The following is an 18,895-nucleotide window of genomic DNA, read 5'->3' as shown; positions in this document are numbered from 1 at the left end:
GTTCTACTCCTTCGATCGAATCCTGATGCCGCTCAGCGGGACGTTGACGGTCCCGCTCGGGTCGGTGAAAAAGTCGTTGCCCTTGTCGTCAACAACGATGAAGGCCGGAAAATTCTCGACCTCGATCTTCCACACGGCTTCCATCCCGAGTTCCGGGTACTCGATGATCTCCTGGCTCTTGATGCAGTCGAGCGCCAGACGGGCGGCCGGACCGCCGATCGAACCCAGGTAGAAACCGCCGTGCGAGTCGCATGCCTCGGTGACCTGCTTGGACCGATTTCCCTTGGCCAGCATGACCATCGAGCCGCCGGCAGCCTGGAACTGCTCGACGTAGGAGTCCATGCGGCCGGCGGTGGTGGGGCCGAACGAGCCGGACGCCATGCCCTCCGGGGTCTTGGCGGGACCGGCGTAGTAGACCGGGTGATCGCGCAGGTAATCGGGCATCGGTTCGCCCGCGTCGAGACGTTCTTTGATCTTGGCGTGCGCGATGTCGCGGGCCACCACCAGCGGGCCGGTCAGCGACAGGCGCGTCTTGACGGGGTACTGCGAGAGCTGCGCCAGGATCTCCGACATCGGGCGGTTGAGATCGACCTCGACCACCTCGCCGCCCGAGATGTCCTCGGCCACACCGGCAGCCGGCATGTACTTGGCCGGGTCGGTCTCGAGCTGCTCGAGGAACACGCCGTCGGCCGTGATCTTGCCGAGCGCCTGACGGTCGGCCGAACACGACACCGCGATGGCCACCGGGCACGACGCGCCGTGGCGCGGCAGGCGGACGACGCGGACGTCATGGCAGAAGTACTTGCCGCCGAACTGGGCGCCGATGCCGAAGGACTGGGTCAGCTTGAAGACCTCGTCCTCGAGCTCGAGGTCGCGGAAACCGTGCGCCGACATCGAACCCTGAGTCGGCAGGTTGTCGAGGTAGTGTGCGGAGGCGTATTTCGCGGTCTTCAGCGCGAATTCGGCTGAGGTGCCGCCGATCACGACGGCGAGGTGGTACGGCGGGCAGGCCGCGGTGCCGAGCGACCGGATCTTCTCGTCGAGGAATTTTAGGATGGACTTGGGGTTCAGGATGGCCTTGGTCTCCTGGAACAGGAAGGACTTGTTGGCCGAACCACCGCCCTTGGCCATGAAGAGGAACTTGTACTCCGGCCCCTTCGGGCCCTGCTCGGTGGCGTAGATCTCCACCTGAGCCGGGAGGTTGGACCCGGTGTTCTTCTCCTCGTACGTCGTCAGGGGCGCGAGCTGTGAGTAACGCAGGTTGAGCTGGGTGTAGGCGTCGTAGACACCCTTGGAGATCGCCTCGGCGTCGTCGGTGCCGGTCAGCACACCCTCGCTCTTCTTGCCCATCACGATCGCGGTGCCGGTGTCCTGGCACATCGGCAGCACGCCGCCGGCGGAGATGTTGACGTTCTTGAGCAGGTCGAGCGCGACGAAGCGGTCGTTGCCCGACGCCTCCGGGTCGTCGATGATCTTGCGGAGCTGCGCGAGGTGAGCCGGCCGCAGGTAATGGCTGATGTCGTGCATCGCCTCGGCGGTGAGCTTGCGGATCGCCTCCGGCTCCACCTTGAGGAACTTCTGTCCGCCGGCTTCGAACGTCGAGACACCCTCGGCGGTGATCAGTCGGTACGGGGTCTCGTCGGCGCCGATGGGGAGCAGATCGGAGTAGAGAAACTCGGGGGCTGAGGCTGGTTTACTCACGCACCGGATCGTATCGCCCCAGCAGAACGGCCCCACGTCAGAGGTGACCGGACTCGTGAGGTGGATCACGGTCGCAGTTCCTCGACGCGGGGCCGGTGCCCGGTGTGAGACGAAGGTGTCAGAGATTGAGGCGGGCGTACTCGCGCAGCTTCGCCGGCTTGTGGACGGCCTCGATGCGGCGGACGGTGCCGGACTTCGAGCGCATGACCAGCGACCGGGTCGTCGCACCGTTGGGACGGTAGGTGACGCCGCGCAGCATGTCGCCGTTGGTGACGCCGGTCGCGCAGAAGAAGGAGTTCTCGCCGCTCACCAGGATGTCGTTGGTGAGGACGCGGTCGAGGTCGTGCCCGGCGTCGATGGCCTTCTGGCGCTCCTCGTCGTTGCGCGGCCACAGCTTGCCCTGGATCTCGCCGCCCATGCACTTCATCGCGACGGCGGTGATGATGCCCTCCGGGGTGCCGCCGACACCCATGAGCATGTCGACGGTCGAGTAGTCGTCGGCGGCCGCGACGGCGCCCGCGACGTCGCCGTCTGAGATGAGGCGGATCTTGGCGCCGGCCTGGCGGATCTCGCCGATGAGGTCGGCGTGACGGGGGCGGTCGAGGACGATGACGGTCAGGTCGGCGACGTCGATGCCCTTGGCCTTGGCGACCGAGTTGATGTTCCACTCGACCGACTCGTTGATGTTGATGGCGCCCTTGGCGTCGGGGCCGACGGCGATCTTGTCCATGTAGAAGACGGCCGACGGGTCGTACATGGTGCCGCGCTCGCTGACCGCGATCACCGAGATCGAGTTGGGGCGGCCCTCGGCCATCAGGGTCGTGCCGTCGATGGGGTCGACCGCGACGTCGCAGTCCGGGCCCTCGCCGTTGCCGACCTCTTCGCCGTTGTACAGCATCGGCGCCTCGTCCTTCTCGCCCTCGCCGATCACGACGACGCCACGCATGGAGACCGAGGAGAGCAGCTCGCGCATCGCGTCGACGGCCGCGCCGTCGCCGCCGTTCTTGTCGCCGCGACCCACCCAGCGGCCGGCAGCGAGTGCAGCCGACTCGGTCACGCGGACCAGTTCCATCGCGAGATTGCGATCGGGTGCCTGATTGCTGCTGACTGTCATGGGTTCCGACTCCTCATGTGTGGCCCCGATCTCAGTGGGTCGCAACCCCTGGGATCAGTGTGTGTGGCGGTGGTCTCAGAGACCATCCTTGCATGTCACACCGGCCGTTCGGTGACTGACCCTGGTGGTGGGATACTCGGCCTCATGGCAGACAAACCGCGCATTCTCATCAACGGCAAAGACATGTTCTGGTCGTTGGTGCCGTTGCTCGCGCTGTGCGCCTTGGTGGCGATCGCGTCGGGTAATTGCTCGGTGGGAATCAACCAGGACCCGTCGAACAGCAAGGTTCCCGCGTTCGACGTGGTCACCGCGCTGGACACCGACGCCCGGCAGATGCCGTTCCCGATCCGCCGGCCGGCCACCCCCGAGGGATGGAAGCCCAACTCCGGGTCGTCGGACGCGATCGAGAGCCACCGGGTCAGCACCGTCGGCTGGCTCAGCGCCAGCGGCTCCTACGTACAGCTCAGTCAGACCGACGCCCCGGAGGACCTCCTGGTGCCGTACCTCGGTGGCAGCGGTACGGAGTACGGCGACATCGCCGGCACCGGCACCCGCGAGGCGGGCGGCCGGCAGTGGGTGACCTACGAGACCTCCGGCGGGAAGCGGTTCTGGATCTCCGACTTCGGCAACGTACGCATCGGTGTTCTCTCCCGGGGACCCGACTCCGACATCGAGACGATCGCGGCATCGGTGGCGACGCAACAGCCCCTCGACGCCTGACCGGCGCAATTCGAGTAGCCGACTACTCGCGATAACGGGTGCCCGGATTCATAGCGTCTGCTTCCAAGGAGGCGCTCATGTCCGGGGGAGATCGGCACAGGTACAAGTGGACACCGGCGACGTCACTGTCGGCGCAGGCCGACGCATGGCTGAACATATTGTGGGCACGGCTGGTTCTCGTCGCGGTTCTCGTCGCCCTGCTCGTGATCGTGGTCCCCGTGTACGGGGCCGATGCGGCGACCGGCGGTCAGGCGATCAGCGCGCCGTGCGCCGCTGTCTACTCATCCGCCGACCGCCGGGAGCCGCTGCTGGTCGTCGGTCATCGAGTCGCGGAGAAGGGATTCCTCGCCACCGCCGCCGACCGACAGGCACTACTCGGGTTCGGTTGAGGCCACCGGTCGTCTAGTTCTGGTCGTCGTCTTCGTCGGCCGAGTTCTTCTGTGCGATCACGGTTTCGATGCGTTCGCGCGCGCCGCGCAGGTGTTCCTCGCAGCGGGTCGCGAGTGCCTCGCCCCGTTCCCACAGGGCGAGTGAGGTGTCGAGATCGAGGCCGCCGTGCTCGAGCGTGCTGACGATGTCGGCGAGCTCGTCGCGCGCCTCCTCGTATCCGAGTTCGGCCACCGGTGTGTAATCCTCTCCGTCGGTGCTCACGAATCTCCTTCGTCGTCAGGGGGAGTGGAGGTGGGTGTCTCGGTCGCGGTGACGGTGGCTCTCGCCGCGCCGTCGGCGACCCGGATGCGTAGTTCGGCGCCCGCCGGCAGGTCGTCGAGCGTGCTGACGACATGGGTCACGTCGGTGTCGGTTCGCTGCACGACGGCATAGCCGCGCGCCAGGGTCTGGGCCGGGCCGAGGGTCGAGAGCCGGGCGGCGAGGTGTTCGTGGCGCCGGTCCTCGGTGTCGACGTGGCGCAGGACGTCGCGTCGCAGCGCACGGACCAGTTCGGCCACGTTCGCGGACTCCTGGTCGACGATCACCCCCGGCCGGGCGAGGACCGGGCGTCGCCGCAGGCCCTCGATCACGCCGGTCTCGCGGCGGACCCAGTTGCGCAACGCTTGTGCACTGCGCCGGCGAAGGTCGTCGATGCCGGCGAGTTCGGCCTCGACGTCGGGTACGACTCGTTTGGCGGCGTCGGTCGGGGTGGCGGCCCGCAGGTCGGCGACGAGGTCGAGCAGCGGGTTGTCGGGCTCGTGCCCGATCGCGCTGACCACCGGTGTCCGGCATCGGGAGACCGCGCGCAGCAGGGCCTCGTCGGAGAACGGCAGCAGATCCTCGACGCTGCCGCCGCCGCGGGCGATGATGATCACCTCGACGTCGGGATGCGAGTCGAGTTCGGCGAGGTGGGTCAGGATCCGGGCGACCGCCGTTGGGCCCTGGACGGGTGCCTCGCGGACGTCGAAGCGCACCGCCGACCATCGGTCGGTGGCGACGCTGACGACGTCGTGCTGGGCGGCGCTGGCCCGCCCGCTGATCAACCCGATCGTGCGGGGCAGGAAGGGAATCGGACGTTTGAGCCGGGTGTCGAACAGGCCTTCGGCGGCCAGCAGCTGGCGAAGACGTTCGATACGCAGCAGCAGTTCGCCGACCCCGACCGGACGGATGTCGCTGACCCGCAACGACACCGTGCCCCGGCCCGTGTAGAAGCTCGGCCGGCCGAGGACCACGACGTGACTGCCGTCGGTCAGCGGAACCTCGGTGCGCGCCAAGAGATCCGGGCTGCACGTCACCGAGATGGAGATGTCGGCGGCCGGATCCCGCAGGGTGAGGAACGCCGTGCGGGTACCGGGGCGCCGGCTGATCTGGGTGACCTGACCCTCCACCCAGATCTGGCCCAGCCGGTGAATCCAGTCGGCGATCTTCGTGTTGACCGTGCGAACCGGCCACGGATTCTCGGCCGAATTCGGCGAGGTCCCGCTCACGCCTCGGTGGTGCGCTTGTTCTGCGAGGCGATCCGGTTCTCGAGCATCGTCACGAACGGTGCGCGGGCGCGGTTGGACTTCTCGTAGTCGACGAGGACGGTGAGTTCATCGGTGCCGACCGACCGCAGGCGAGCCCGGAGCTGGGCCAGGGTCAGGGTGTCGTAGTCGATGAGTTCGACGATCTCGGGTGCGGAACCGTTCTTCGGCGTCGCGGCGGGCGCCGGCTTCTTCTCGGCGCCGTCGACGACCTCTTCCGGTGCCGAGCTGTACAGTGCGAACCGGCCGGCGTCCGCACGCGGCGGTGCCGGGACCTCGGAGGCCGTGGCGGGCTGGTCGCCCGGGTCGTCTCCCTCGGCGGCGGCCTCGACCTCGTCGTCGATGGTGGTGGCCTTCGTGGACGGCTTCGCAGGTTTCGAGGATTTGGCGGGCTTCTCGATCGGTACGTCGCCGGCGTGGGCGTCGGCCCCGAAGTCCGGGGTCTCGGCGTCGTCCTCGTCGAAGCGCGCCCACTCGGGCTGCTCGCTGGGCTTGTCGAACAGCATCTCCAGGGCGGCGTCGCCCTTGATGGCGAGTTCGGCGATGTTCTGCTGAGCCCGCATACCTGCCTGCAGGGTCTGGCTGACCGCTGTCATCGGGAGGGTGACGAGCAGCGCGGGAAGCTTGCGCGTCTCCTCGAGGGCGGTGACGATCAGACCTGCGGCGATACGGGCCGGGTAGGGTGCGCGATCCATGCCAACACTCTGCCATCACGGGCACCCGTCTGTAACCCGTACCCTGGAAGCATGTCTGAGACGAAGCGTGTCCTGCTCGCCGAACCCCGCGGCTACTGCGCGGGTGTCGATCGCGCGGTGGAGACGGTCGAACGCGCCCTCGACAAGCACGGCGCTCCCGTCTACGTCCGCAAGGAGATCGTCCACAACCGGCACGTGGTGGAGACCCTGGCGGAACGCGGTGCGATCTTCGTGGGGGAGACCGACGAGGTGCCCGAGGGTGCGATCGTCGTGTTCTCCGCGCACGGTGTCTCGCCGCAGGTCCACGCGACGGCCGCGGAGCGCAACCTGAGGACGATCGACGCGACCTGCCCGCTGGTGACCAAGGTGCACCAGGAGGCCAAGCGGTTCGCGCGCGACGACTACGACATCCTCCTGATCGGTCACGAAGGGCACGAGGAGGTCGAGGGGACGGCCGGTGAAGCCCCCGAGCACATCCAGCTGGTCGACGGCCCGGACAGCGTCGACGCGGTGACCGTGCGCGACGAGTCGAAGCTGGTCTGGCTGTCGCAGACCACGCTGTCGGTCGACGAGACCATGGAGACGGTGAGGCGACTGCGCGAGAAGTTCCCGCTGCTCAACGATCCGCCCAGCGACGACATCTGTTACGCCACCCAGAACCGGCAGGTCGCCGTCAAGGCGATGGCGCCCGAGTGCGATCTCGTCATCGTCGTCGGTTCGCAGAACTCGTCGAACTCGGTTCGCCTGGTCGAGGTGGCCCTGCAGGCCGGTGCCCGGGCCGGTCATCTGGTCGACTACGCCCGCGAGATCGATGACGCCTGGCTCGAAGGCGTGAACACGGTGGGCGTCACATCGGGTGCGTCGGTCCCCGAGGTCCTCGTCCGCGGCGTGCTCGACTACCTCGCCGAACACGGCTACGACACGGTCGAGACCGTCAACACCGCCAACGAGACCCTGACCTTCGCGCTGCCGCGCGAACTGCGTCCGGCGCGCAGCGGCAGCTGATCAGAACTCGTCGGGATCCAGCTTGCGCACCCGACGGTGGGGTAGGGCGATCGCCAGTACCGCGGCGATGACCGCGATGGAGATCCCCGCCCCCGCGACGGCGACGTTGCGCGCGGTATGGTCCGGCGGCGTCGGCGGTGCCGGCGCGGCGAACGGGGCCGACTGCGGCCCGGTCTGCTGACCCGCCGGTATCTCCGCGGTGAGGGCCGCGACCGGGTCGACGACCCCGTGACCGATCCGCCGGTCGTGGCCGGTGCCCGGCGCGTGGGCGGTGGCGATGATGCGGTCCATCACCTCACGCGCGCTCAGCTCGGGGAACCGGGCGCGGACGAGCGCCGCGGTCCCGGCGACGTAGGGCGCGGCGAAGCTCGTCCCGATCAGCGGCAGCGGACCTTGCTCGCTGCGCTGCGCCGACACCAGCCGGTCGGAGCCCCTTGCGTTGTCGAGACTCACGATGTCGGTTCCCGGTGCCGCCACGCCGACCCACGGCCCGTGGAGGCTGAAACCGCTCGGTGCCCCGCTGTCGGCGTCGACCGAGCCGACGGTGAGGACGTACGGCGCGTACCAGGCGGGACTCGCGATCGTCGTGACCGAACTCCAGTCCTCCGGATCGCCGGTGGCGGACGCCGGATTCTGGGTCCGGCACGCGCCGTCACGGGCGAGGTTTCCGGCCGCCGCCACCACGACGACGTCGCGGTCGTAGGCGTACCGGATCGCCGCACCGAGGGCGCGGTCGTCGACCTTGTCGGCGACCGACGCGCACGCGACCTCGGAGATGTTGATGACCGTGGCCCGCAGGTCGACCGCACGGACGATCGCATGCGCGAGCGTCCGGACGGACCCGTATCCGGAGCCGACGGACGGGGCGGGGTCGTCGGCGCGGCGGTTGTTCTTGGCCTTGAAGGCACTGCTCGACTGGCGGATGCCGATGATCGACGCCGCGGGGGCGACCCCGGCGAAGGCGTCGGAGCTGCTCGGCCGGGCGGCGATGATCCCGGCGACCAGGGTGCCGTGGGCGTCGCAGTCCTCGAGTCCGGTGCCGCCGGAGACGTAGTCGCCGCCTGCGGTGACGCGCCCCAGTCGCGGATGCGGCGTGACGCCGGTGTCGATGACGGCCACCCGCTGACCGGCGCCGCGGCTGAAGCGCCACGCCTCCTCGAGGTTCATCATCGACTGGGCCGCAGTCGGTTTCGCGGTGTTGCGGGTCAGTGTAGCGGTGTTGCAGAGATGACTCTGCTCGGTCGGTTCCGGCGGTGCGACGGGTGCCGAACGGATCAGCGCCGAGGCGTCGACACGGGGTGGGGTGACCGCGGCGGCGGGGGACGAGGTCATCCCGAGCAGGGTCGCGGTCAGTGCCAGCGCGAGGGGCGCCGCGACCCGGGAGTGTGCCCGGGACATCAGATCTCCCGGACGATCCGGTACAGGTCGAGCAACCACAGCAGGAGCGGGACGATGAGCGCGACGAGGATGTACTCGCCGATCTCCGCCCAGCGGCGCATCACCGGGGAGAAGTCCTGGTGGGGCGCAACCACTCCGAAGACGAGCGCGGCGACCATCACGACGCCGCCCAGTACGAAGGAGATGATCGGCCACTGGCCGTCGCCGAAGGCCAGCCCGATCAGCAGGGCGACCACCACGAGCGAGCCGCCGATGATGAGGATCGCCGCCTGGAAGAGGTCGCTGTGGGAGCGTCCGCGCAGGCAGAGGACCACACCGATGATCGCGGCGTAGGCCGCGTTCTTCCATTCGAAGCCGGCGAGGGGAGCGGCGGTGAGCACCGCCGCGATCGCGACGATGCCGGTGAGGCCCCCACGATGCCGGTCAGGTACGCGTTGGCGATGTACGAGCGGCGTTCCAGCGCATCGGCTTTCGGTAGCGCGGTGGCGCCGATCGCGCCGATTCCCTCGATCGACGGTTGCGGTTCGATGTCCTTGACGTCGATCGCCGCACCGGCGGTGGGGACCGGCGGCAACGGCAGTTTGGCGAGCAGGATGGTCAGACGCGGGGACAGACCGATCAGCAGCAGACCCACCGCCGCGACGACGGCCGCCACGTCCGAGACGTCTGCATCGATCAGCAGGCGGGCACCGCATCCCAGCGCGCCGAGGAGGGCAGCGCTGGTCACCGCACTGTGGGTGGTCGGACCGACCGCGGTCATCCGATAGGTGACGACCGCCGTCACCAGGGTCAGCGCGAATCCGAGCGTCAGATGCGCGGCGCCGTAGGAACCGGGGGTGAGGATCATGCCGGTCACGAATGCCATCGGCGCCGCGCAGACCGAGAGGATCGTCGAACTGAGCTGGTCGCGGTAGTAACGCGCGACGATCGTGGCCGCGGTGATCAGTCCGATCACCGCCAGGCCGGACAGACCCGCGGGCCACAATGCGCCGCTGTCGATCCGGCTCGCCGCGAGCCCGGCCCCGGCGGCGACCGCCGCGACGAGGGCGAGCGCATAACCCACGTACCGGGCCGAGGTCGCGGTCCAGCCCACGAACTGGGATTCGTTGAGCCGCGCGACGGCGTCGACCACGTCGTCGAAGAGGACCGGCGACTCACCGGTCCGGGTGGAGGTCAGCAGGAGCAGGTCGCCGTCGCGGATCCCCGACTCCGACAGCGAGCGGTGCAGGGGAGCGGTTCCTGGCCGACCAGTGCCAGGGTCCAGCGGTTCTGCCGGTCGTGGGGGCGGCCGCGGCCGCGGGAATCGGCGTCGGGATCGTCCGGGTCGTGCCGGTTGGGGTTGCGCGACTCGATCTGCGCGACGAGGTCGCCGATCAGCCCGGCGATCGGGATACCCGCGGGCAGGCCCACGTCGAGTTGGGTGTTGCCACCCAGCACCGACACACGTACGAGTTGCGGCTCGATCGCGGTGTCCGCACGCCGGCCGTCACCGCCGCTGCCGTCCGCGGCGGTCGTCGGTCGTCCCGGCGCAAATCCGTCCACAGGTGACATACAGGTCAATCCTCCCCCAGGGTTCAGCAGCTAACATAGCCAATTTCAGCGGGTTCGCCCGCCAGGGGATCCACAGCTCGAGGTGTCAGGGGGATCGAGTGGTCACGACCACTGAGGGGTTCGTGCGTCGGCCACGCATCACGCCGCCGCGCATGCCGGGTGGCGAGGTCAACATCCAGGCGCCGCCGGACGTGCCCCGAGTGGTGCCCGGCAACCTTCTCATGAAGCTGCTGCCGGTCGTGATGATCGTCGCCGTCGTCGGCATGATCGCGCTGATGATGGTCACCGGTGGCCGCAACATCCTGACCAATCCGCTGTTCATGATGTTCCCGCTGATGATGCTCATGTCGATGTTCGGCATGTTCGCCGCCGGCGGGCGCGGCGGCGGCAAACGCGCCGGCGAACTCAACGAGGAACGCAAGGACTACTTCCGGTACCTCGGCCAGCTCCGCGGCCAGGTCTTCGACACCGTCGACAACCAGCGTGCCGCCCGCACCTGGAGCCATCCCGATCCGCATGCGCTGCTCGATGTCGTCGGCAGCCGGCGCATGTGGGAACGGCGCCCGGCCGACAACGACTTCGCCCACGTGCGCGTGGGAGTCGGTGTCCAACGCCTGGCCACCCGGCTGATGCCGCCGGAGACCGGTCCCCTCGAGGACATCGAGCCGGTGTCCATGGTCGCCCTGCGACGTTTTGTCCGCACCCATTCCGCGGTGTACCGGCTGCCCCGGTCGATCTCGTTGCGCGGCTTCCCGGCGATCAACATCGAGGGCGCGCGGCAGGAGACCCGCGAACTCGTCCGCGCGATGATCGTCGAACTCTGCGCCTTCCACGGGCCCGACCATCTCCACCTCGGCATCGTCACCGGCGACCCGGCCGGCGAGGCCTGGGACTGGGCGAAATGGCTTCCGCACGTTGGTCATCCGACGCTGCGTGACGGCATCGGCCCGATGCGGATGATCTATCCGACGCTGGCCGATCTCGAGAACGCGCTCGCCGCCGACCTACTCGAACGCGGCCGGTTCAGCCGGTCGGCGCCGCCGAACGGAAGCCGTGCCCATCTGGTGGTCGTCATCGACGACGGCTACGTCGCCGGCGACGAGCGCATCCTCAGCTCGGCCGGCATGGAGGGTGTCACCGTTCTCGACCTGACCGCCCCGCCGGACGGTCTCGCGGTCCGGCGAGGTCTCCAGCTCGTGGTGCGCGGCGGGAAGGTCTCGGCCCGGAGCGCCGCCGGCGTCGAGGAATTCGCCGACATGGACTCGCTGACCATCGCCGAGGCGGAGGCGATCGCGCGCCGCATGGCCCGGTACCGGCTGGCGACCGCGGCGACCCTGGCGAATCTGGAATCCGAGGCGACGTCGACCGATCCGGGGCTGCCCGCACTCCTCGGCATCGACGACGCCGCCCGCTTCGACCCGGCCACCGCCTGGCGCGGACGCACCGGACGTGAGCGTCTCCGGGTACCGATCGGATACACCCCGAGCGGGGCGCCGGTCGAACTCGACATCAAGGAGAGCGCCCACGGCGGCATGGGACCGCACGGCCTCTGTATCGGTGCGACGGGTTCGGGCAAGTCGGAGTTCCTGCGCACCCTGGTCATCGCCATGCTGGCGACACATTCGCCGACCGAGCTGAACCTGGTCCTCGTCGACTTCAAGGGCGGCGCGACGTTCCTCGGACTCGAGTCCGCACCGCACGTCGCGGCGATCATCACGAACCTCGAGCAGGAACTGTCGATGGTCGACCGCATGAAGGATGCGTTGTCGGGTGAGATGAACCGCCGCCAGGAGGTCTTGCGCGCCGCGGGCAACTACGCCAACGTCGCCGACTACGAGCGGGCCCGCGCCTCCGGCGTACGCCTCGAACCGTTGCCCGCCCTGTTCATCGTCGTCGACGAGTTCTCCGAACTGCTCTCGCAGAAACCGGATTTCGCCGAGCTGTTCGTCGCGATCGGTCGGCTGGGCCGTTCGTTGCACATCCACCTGCTGCTGGCCTCGCAACGCCTCGAGGAGGGCAAGCTCCGTGGGCTCGACTCGCACCTGTCGTACCGGATCGGTCTGAAGACCTTCTCCGCCAACGAGTCCCGGTCGGTACTCGGTGTCCCCGACGCGTACCACCTGCCGAGCGTGCCGGGCTCGGCCTACCTCAAATGCGACTCCGACGACCCGGTCCGCTTCACCACCTCGTATGTCTCGGGTCCCTACTACTCGCCGACGGTCCCCGAGGACTCCTCGGACACCTCGACGCCGGGCATGCCGCGACTGGGGAACCTCAAGGTGTTCACCGCACTGCCGGTCCCGCTGGACGAGGGCTCGCCGCGGTCGCTGCTCGACCAGGCCGCGAGCCTGCTCGACGAGGAGCCCCCGGCCCTCGACGCACCGGCTTCCGGCGAGCCCGTCGACTTCGAACCGACCTCGGTGCCGGTGCCGACGCTGATGCAGACCATCGTCGGCCGCCTGGAGGGCTCCGGCGCGCGGGCACACCGGGTGTGGCTGGACCCGCTCGACGATTCGCCGACCGTGGAGAACCTGGTCGGGGCGCGCGACTGGACCAAGCCCGCGGTACCAGGGAATCTGGCGCTGCCCGTCGGCCTGGTCGACCGCCCCTACGATCAGCGACGCGATCCGCTCGTCATCGACCTGGCCGGCGCGGCCGGTAACGTGGCCGTGGTCGGCGGCCCGCAGTCGGGCAAGTCGACCACGCTGCGCACGATCATCATGACCGCGGCGGCCACGCACACGCCGGAGCAGGTGCAGTTCTACTGCCTGGACTTCGGCGGCGGCAGTCTCACGGGTCTCGCCGGACTCCCTCATGTGGGTTCGGTGGCATCCCGCGGCGACATGGACGCCGTCCGCCGCACCGTCGCCGAGGTCGGGGCGATCGTCCGGGCCCGTGAACTACTGTTCGGCCGCCTGGGCGTCGAGTCGATGCGTGACTACCGGGCACGCCGTGCGGCGTGGTTCGCCTCCGGGGCCCTCGCACCCGACGATCCGTTGGCCGGCGACCGGTTCGGTGACGTCTTCCTCGTGCTCGACGGCATCGCCGTGTTGCGTTCCGAACTCGAGGCGCTGGAGGAGCAGATCACCACGATCGTCTCCCAGGGCCTGTCCTTCGGTGTGCACGTCATCGTCAGTGCCTCGCGGTGGGCCGAGATCCGTCCGGCGGTCCGCGACCTCCTGGGTACGCGCATCGAACTGCGCCTCGGCGACCCGACGGACTCCGAGATGAGTCGTCGCGCCGCCGCGGGCGTCCCGCAGAACCGTCCCGGTCGTGGTCTCACCGCGGAGGAGCTCCACATGCTCATCGCGCTGCCGCGCCTCGACCCGGTCAGCAGTGCCGAGTCGCTGCCCGCCGGTGTCGCGGCCTCGGCGGAGAAGCTGACCGCCGCCTACCCGGGCAGGTCGGCCATGCCGGTGCGCAAACTGAGCACCGAGATCGCCCTTGCGGACGTGCAGAACGGGCTCGCCGCGAAGGGGATCACGCTGTCGCCCAACCAGGTCGCCATCGGCGTCGGCGAACTGGAGCTGGCGCCGGTCGTCCTCGACTTCAATGCGCAGCCCCACTTCATGGCCTTCGCCGACGTCGAACACGGGAAGACCAACCTGCTGCGCACGATCGTCACCGGGCTGGTCGCCGGTGGCACGCCGGACCAGGTCCGCATCGTGTTCATCGACTACCGGCGCACGATGCTCGGCATCGTCGACGGCGACCACCTCGCCGGGTATGCGAGCTCGCCGGACCGTGCGGCCACCATGATGGCCGAACTCGCCGCGTATCTGAAGACCCGCATGCCGCCGGATGACGTGACCGTCCAGCAGTTGCGCGAGCGCACCTGGCTGGCCGGACAACCCGAGGTGTATCTCGTGGTGGACGACTACGACATGGTCGCCACCGCGTCGGGCAACCCGCTCATGCCGGTGGTGGAGCTGGCGTCCCATGCCCGCGACATCGGTTTCCACATCTTGCTGGCGCGCCGCTCCGGCGGCCTCGGACGGGCGATGTTCGATCCCGTCATCGCCCGGCTGAAGGACCTGTCCAGCGACATCCTGCTCATGAGCGGCGACCGCGACGAGGGGTTCATCGCCGGTCGGAGCCGTATGCAGCGCCTGGTTCCCGGACGCGGTGAACTCGTCTCGCGGGTGCGTCCGCAGGAGATGATCCAGGTCGCCGACCACCCGATCACCGAGTAGGGACACGTGAACGGCCCACGTCCGACAGTCGTTGACCTCGCGTACGGCCGGATTCGGATCTTCGATCCCGCGACCGGGATCAGGAACCCCGAACTCGACGTACGCCCGCTCCTCGACGCCGTCGACGAGATGACCGTCGTGGCGGACGGCCGCCGTCATCACCTGCGGCAGGCGTGGCAGATGGCGTTCGCCGACCTGCGGCTGCTCGGTTCGGCCGAACCCGACCGTCCGCTGATCGTCGGGTACCCGAGTACATGGGGGCACCGGCGCGCATCGTCACTGGCCGACGTGGGAGAGCGTGTCCCGCTCACACTTCTCCCGCGTGCGGTCCTCATCGCGCGCAGCCACACCGACATCACCGTGCAGCGCTGTGCCGTCGTCGAGACCACCCACATCCCGGAGCCGCCCGACGATCCCGCCCGCCCGCGGCCGGCCGCGTGGGATGTGCAGATCCTCCGGCGGCATCCCGAGGGCTGGGCCGTCGAGCGCAGTGGGGTTATCGAGCGCAGTGGGGTCGTCGAACCGGGGGAGCGGGCAGCCGAGGGGCTCTCGATCGTCGACGACGCGGTCGAGGCCGTCTTCGTCGACGGCGAGGACCCGCGGGAGGTGTCGGCGGCGATCGAGCTGATCGCCGCACACGCGATCGCGGGTCGCGTCGTCCAGGTCGACCGCGACCTCCTCGTGCGCCTGGGCCGCCGGACCGGAGGTACCGCCGACGACGCGGTCCCGGTCGTCGGCGATCCCGCGCCGCCGGAGCCGGATGTGTCGACGCGGCGCAGCCGTCGGGTGCTGGCCGGCGCGGCGATCGCGGCGGTGCTCGTCGTCGCCGGTGCGTTCGCGGTCGGGTGGTGGCAGCGGGACGACCCGGCTCCCGCGACCGCGGAGGTCGCCGTCGGCCGCGCCACGCTGGCGGTGCCCGGCGACTGGCGGCAGACCGCGCAGGACACCCCGAGCGACACCACCGACGACCCGACCACCACCCGTGCGGTGTTCGTCTCACCCGACGACGGCCGGCGGATCGTCGCGGTCCTCACCGAACTGCGCGACGGGTCGACCCGGCAGTCGGTCGGCATCAGCCTGCGCAACCGCATCGACCAGCGGGGCGACGACGTCGTCACCGAGTTCTCCGCGGACACCCGGTACGCGGGACGTGACGTCATCAGTTATCGGGAGGCGCCGGCGTCGGGCAGCGCCATCCGCTGGTATGTCATCGTCGACGACGGTCTGCAGGTCTCGATCGGCTGTCAGGCCGGGACGGCCGCCGAATCGGTCGACGACGAGTGCGTGCGGACCGTGCGCTCGGTACGGGTGGGGCGGTAGGCGTCAGCCGAGGTGCACGTGCCTCGCCGCGATGGGCGTTTTGACCCTGACCTGCACGGTCGCGTAACCTGGATCGCTGGTGCTCGACGCCTGGTGCACACGCGTGTGAACAGGCAGAAGAGGCCCGGGTCCCCACTGGTCGCCGGGAACAACCTCCGCCGAGCACCCGACCAGCACCCTAAACACAAGAGTTGAGGACAACTGTGCCTACCTACACCCCGAAGGCCGGTGACATCACGCGTACGTGGCACGTCATCGATGCCACCGACGTGGTGCTCGGCCGGCTGGCCGTGCAGAGCGCGAACCTGCTCCGCGGCAAGCACAAGCCGACCTACGCCCCGCACATGGACGGTGGCGACTTCGTCGTCATCATCAACGCGGAGAAGGTTGCGCTGACCAGCAACAAGGCCGAGCGCAAGCTGAACTACACCCACTCGGGGCATCCCGGTGGCCTGAAGTCCCGCACCACCGCCGAGCTGCTCGAAACCTTCCCCGAGCGCGTCATCGAGAAGGCCATCAAGGGCATGCTGCCCTCGAACAAGCTCGGTCGCGCCATGGCCTCGAAGCTGAAGGTCTACGCAGGCCCGAATCATCCGCACGCGGCCCAGCGCCCCGTCCCCTTCGAGATCAAGCAGGTGGCCCAGTGACCAACGAGAACATCAACGAGGCCGTCGAGGCCATCGAAGAAGCTGTCGAGGCCGTCGAGGCTGCTGCTGACGACTACGACACCGTTGCCGTCGTCGAAGAGGTTCGCGAGCCGGTCGTCCTCGACCGCCCGATCCAGACCGTCGGCCGCCGCAAGGAAGCCGTCGTCCGCGTGCGCCTCATGCCGGGCACCGGTGACTTCAAGCTCAACGGCCGCCCCCTGGAGGAGTACTTCCCCAACAAGGTGCACCAGCAGCTGATCAAGGCTCCGCTGGTCCTCGTCGAGCGCACCGAGTCGTTCGACATCTTCGCCAAGCTCGTCGGTGGCGGCCCCTCGGGCCAGGCCGGCGCGCTGCGTCTGGCCATCGCCCGTGCCCTCATCGAGGTCACCCCGGATGATCGTCCCGCCCTGAAGAAGGCCGGATACCTCACCCGTGACCCGCGTGCGGTCGAGCGCAAGAAGTACGGCCTCAAGAAGGCCCGCAAGGCGTCGCAGTACTCCAAGCGCTGATCTTGGCACGCCTTTTCGGTACCGACGGCGTCCGAGGCCTGGCCAACGCCGAGCTCACCCCAGAGCTCGCGTTGCGCCTGGCCTCGGCCGCCGCGGTCGTTTTCGAAGACGTTTCCGCCGGCGCCGGGAGCGAAGCGAGCGGGCCAAGTGAACCGGCCAGCGGACGCCGTCCGCGCGCGGTGGTCGGACGTGATCCACGTGCTTCCGGTGAGATGCTGGAAGCCGCTGTGTGCGCGGGTCTCGCCGCGACCGGCGTCGACGCCATCCGCGTCGGCACCGTGCCCACCCCGGCGGTCGCCTTCCTGACCGCGGATTACCGCGCCGACTTCGGCGTGATGATCTCCGCGTCGCACAATCCCATGCCCGACAACGGGATCAAATTCTTCTCCGCCGGCGGGCACAAGCTCGACGACGACGTCGAGAACCGCATCGAGGCGGCGATGGACGGCGACTTCATCCGTCCCATCGGTGCGGCCGTCGGCCGCGTCCTCGACGCGCCGGATGCGGGGGACCGCTACCGCCGTCACCTATCCCAGGCCATCGAGGAGCGCCTCGACGGTCTGACCGTGGTCGTCGACTGCGCGAACGGCGCCGCGTCGCAGCTCGCGCCGCTGGCCTACGCCGAGGCCGGTGCCACCGTCATCACGATCCACGCCGATCCCGACGGTCTGAACATCAACGCCGACTGCGGCTCCACCCACATGGACAAGCTGCAGGCAGCCGTCCTCGAGCACGGTGCAGACCTCGGACTGGCCCACGACGGTGACGCCGATCGCTGCCTCGCTGTCGACTCGACCGGTGCGATCGTCGACGGCGACGCCATCATGGCGATCCTGGCGACCGCGCTCGCCGACAAGAACCGTCTGCACGAGAACGTCCTCGTCGCCACCGTCATGAGCAACCTCGGTCTGCACATCGCGATGCGGGAGGCCGGAATCACGGTGCGCACCACCGCGGTCGGCGACCGCTATGTGGTCGAGGAACTGCGCCGCGGCGATTACTCGCTCGGCGGCGAGCAGTCCGGCCACATCGTCGTCCCGGGATCGGGAACCACCGGTGACGGCATCCTCACCGGCCTGATGATCATGGCGCGGATGGCGGCCACGTCGTCGCGTCTCGCCGATCTCGCCGGGATCGTGACGGTGCTGCCGCAGGAACTCATCAACGTCCGCGTCGCCGACAAGCACGCGGTGGCGGAGTCGCAGTCGGTCAAGCAGGCCGTGGTCGACGCCGAGGCCGAACTCGGTGATTCCGGACGAGTCCTGTTGCGTCCCTCGGGAACAGAGCAACTCGTGCGCGTCATGGTGGAGGCCGGGACCGCCGAGCAGGCCGGTTCGATCGCCGGTCGTCTCGCTGACATCGTCGCGGCTGCGGGCGCATGAGCGCAACCTCCACACAGCCGCGGGCGGTTCTGTTCGACTTCTCCGGCACCCTGTTCCGCTTCGAGGCGCGCGACGACTGGTTCGTCGACCTCCTCGACGACGCCGGCGACACGTTCACCCCGGAGCGCCAGGCCGACATCATCCGCCGGATGGTCGCGCCGGTCGGGTTGCCCGACGGCATCGAGGGTGACGACCGGACCGCCTGGGAGCAAAGGGATCTCGATCCCGAACTGCATCGGGTGGGCTATCTCGCCCTGCTGCGCACGGTCGGGATGAGCAACGCCGGTCACGCCAACTCGCTCTACGACCGGGTCCTCGACCCGGAATCGTGGGTGCCGTTCGCCGACACCGTCGAGGTGCTGACGCGCCTCGCAGACGCAGGGGTGCCGATCGGCATCGTCAGCAACATCGCCTTCGATCTGCGGAAAGTCCTTGCCCTGCACGGCATCGACCATCTCGTGGACGCGTATGCGCTGTCCTATGAGGTCGGTGCGATCAAACCCGACCCGCAGATCTTCCGCGCCGCACTCGACCCGATCGGCGTGCCGGCCGGCGAGGTGCTCATGGTCGGGGACAGCGACAAGGCCGACGGCGGTGCGCGTGCGCTCGGTTGTGCCTTTGCGCTCGTGCACGATGTGCCGCCGGCCGATCGACCGACCGCGCTGCTCGACGCCGTGACCGCTCACGGCATCGAGCTGCGCGCCTGAA

The 18,895-nt window shown here is 69.1% G+C and carries 15 protein-coding genes and 1 pseudogene; 9 read left to right on the top strand and 7 right to left on the bottom strand.

Annotated elements, in window-relative coordinates; all coding sequences use genetic code 11:
• Positions 1-3 precede the first annotated feature (3 nt).
• Together BLU62_RS14980 and glpX are read right to left on the bottom strand one after the other, a co-directional pair.
• On the bottom strand, positions 4-1,701 hold the full coding sequence (locus BLU62_RS14980; RefSeq protein ID WP_074850282.1) for a fumarate hydratase: 1,698 nt from the start codon (positions 1,699-1,701) through the stop codon (positions 4-6).
• 118 nt (positions 1,702-1,819) lie between these two features.
• On the bottom strand, positions 1,820-2,815 hold the full coding sequence (gene glpX / locus BLU62_RS14975; protein ID WP_074850280.1) for a class II fructose-bisphosphatase: 996 nt from the start codon (positions 2,813-2,815) through the stop codon (positions 1,820-1,822).
• Positions 2,816-2,959: 144 nt separating this feature from the next.
• Between glpX and BLU62_RS14970 the strand changes: the two genes are divergently transcribed.
• Both BLU62_RS14970 and BLU62_RS14965 read left to right on the top strand, forming a co-directional pair.
• Positions 2,960-3,535, top strand: a complete 576-nt coding sequence (locus BLU62_RS14970; protein ID WP_074850278.1) for a DUF4245 domain-containing protein — start codon at positions 2,960-2,962, stop codon at positions 3,533-3,535.
• 77 nt (positions 3,536-3,612) lie between these two features.
• Positions 3,613-3,924 carry a methyltransferase gene (locus BLU62_RS14965; protein ID WP_074850277.1) on the top strand — a complete coding sequence of 104 codons (312 nt, stop codon included), beginning with the start codon at positions 3,613-3,615 and terminating at the stop codon, positions 3,922-3,924.
• Between the two features lie 13 nt (positions 3,925-3,937).
• Here the strand turns inward: BLU62_RS14965 and BLU62_RS14960 are convergent, their stop codons facing one another.
• The 3 genes from BLU62_RS14960 to BLU62_RS14950 are packed head-to-tail and all read right to left on the bottom strand — an operon-like array spanning position 3,938 to position 6,182.
• Positions 3,938-4,186: an exodeoxyribonuclease VII small subunit gene (locus BLU62_RS14960; RefSeq protein ID WP_074850275.1), complete on the bottom strand. Its 249-nt coding sequence runs from the start codon at positions 4,184-4,186 to the stop codon at positions 3,938-3,940.
• Entirely contained in the window at positions 4,183-5,451 is a 1,269-nt protein-coding gene (gene xseA, locus BLU62_RS14955) for an exodeoxyribonuclease VII large subunit (RefSeq protein ID WP_074850273.1), read from the bottom strand. The genes BLU62_RS14960 and xseA overlap by 4 nt, the downstream gene beginning before the upstream one ends.
• Complete coding sequence (locus BLU62_RS14950; protein WP_074850271.1) at positions 5,448-6,182, bottom strand: lipid droplet-associated protein; 735 nt, start codon at positions 6,180-6,182, stop codon at positions 5,448-5,450. The genes xseA and BLU62_RS14950 overlap by 4 nt, the downstream gene beginning before the upstream one ends.
• 51 nt (positions 6,183-6,233) lie before the next feature.
• On the opposite strand from BLU62_RS14950, the gene BLU62_RS14945 reads away from it, so the two are divergent.
• Positions 6,234-7,187 (top strand): 4-hydroxy-3-methylbut-2-enyl diphosphate reductase, encoded by a 954-nt coding sequence (locus BLU62_RS14945; RefSeq protein ID WP_074850269.1) that lies wholly within the window; start codon positions 6,234-6,236, stop codon positions 7,185-7,187.
• On the opposite strand, the gene mycP is transcribed toward BLU62_RS14945, so the two are convergent.
• The gene (gene mycP / locus BLU62_RS14940; RefSeq protein ID WP_074850267.1) at positions 7,188-8,585 is read right to left on the bottom strand and encodes a type VII secretion-associated serine protease mycosin; all 1,398 of its coding nucleotides are present in this window, start codon (positions 8,583-8,585) and stop codon (positions 7,188-7,190) included.
• Positions 8,585-10,136 (bottom strand): annotated as a pseudogene (eccD, locus tag BLU62_RS14935) (type VII secretion integral membrane protein EccD). The gene mycP and the pseudogene eccD overlap by 1 nt, the downstream one beginning before the upstream one ends.
• Positions 10,137-10,234: 98 nt before the next feature.
• On the opposite strand from eccD, the gene eccCa reads away from it, so the two are divergent.
• The 6 genes from eccCa to BLU62_RS14905 all read left to right on the top strand — a co-directional run bounded on the left by eccCa (position 10,235) and on the right by BLU62_RS14905 (position 18,894).
• Positions 10,235-14,329: a type VII secretion protein EccCa gene (eccCa, locus tag BLU62_RS14930; protein WP_074850266.1), complete on the top strand. Its 4,095-nt coding sequence runs from the start codon at positions 10,235-10,237 to the stop codon at positions 14,327-14,329.
• Positions 14,330-14,335: 6 nt separating this feature from the next.
• Positions 14,336-15,649, top strand: coding sequence for a type VII secretion-associated protein (locus BLU62_RS14925; RefSeq protein ID WP_074850264.1), 1,314 nt, complete (start codon positions 14,336-14,338; stop codon positions 15,647-15,649).
• Positions 15,650-15,852: 203 nt separating this feature from the next.
• Positions 15,853-16,296, top strand: coding sequence for a 50S ribosomal protein L13 (gene rplM / locus BLU62_RS14920; protein ID WP_006434435.1), 444 nt, complete (start codon positions 15,853-15,855; stop codon positions 16,294-16,296).
• Positions 16,293-16,805, top strand: a complete 513-nt coding sequence (gene rpsI, locus BLU62_RS14915) for a 30S ribosomal protein S9 (RefSeq protein ID WP_074850263.1) — start codon at positions 16,293-16,295, stop codon at positions 16,803-16,805. The genes rplM and rpsI overlap by 4 nt, the downstream gene beginning before the upstream one ends.
• 2 nt (positions 16,806-16,807) lie before the next feature.
• Positions 16,808-18,187: a phosphoglucosamine mutase gene (glmM, locus tag BLU62_RS14910; RefSeq protein WP_074850262.1), complete on the top strand. Its 1,380-nt coding sequence runs from the start codon at positions 16,808-16,810 to the stop codon at positions 18,185-18,187.
• On the top strand, positions 18,184-18,894 hold the full coding sequence (locus tag BLU62_RS14905) for an HAD family hydrolase (RefSeq protein WP_074850261.1): 711 nt from the start codon (positions 18,184-18,186) through the stop codon (positions 18,892-18,894). The genes glmM and BLU62_RS14905 overlap by 4 nt, the downstream gene beginning before the upstream one ends.
• Position 18,895: the final 1 nt, after the last annotated feature.

It is taken from the genome of Gordonia westfalica (assembly GCF_900105725.1).
GTDB classification, from domain to species: Bacteria; Actinomycetota; Actinomycetes; order Mycobacteriales; family Mycobacteriaceae; genus Gordonia; species Gordonia westfalica.
The sequence above is the reverse complement of the archived record's forward strand: the minus strand, read 5'-3'. Positions and strand labels throughout refer to the sequence as shown.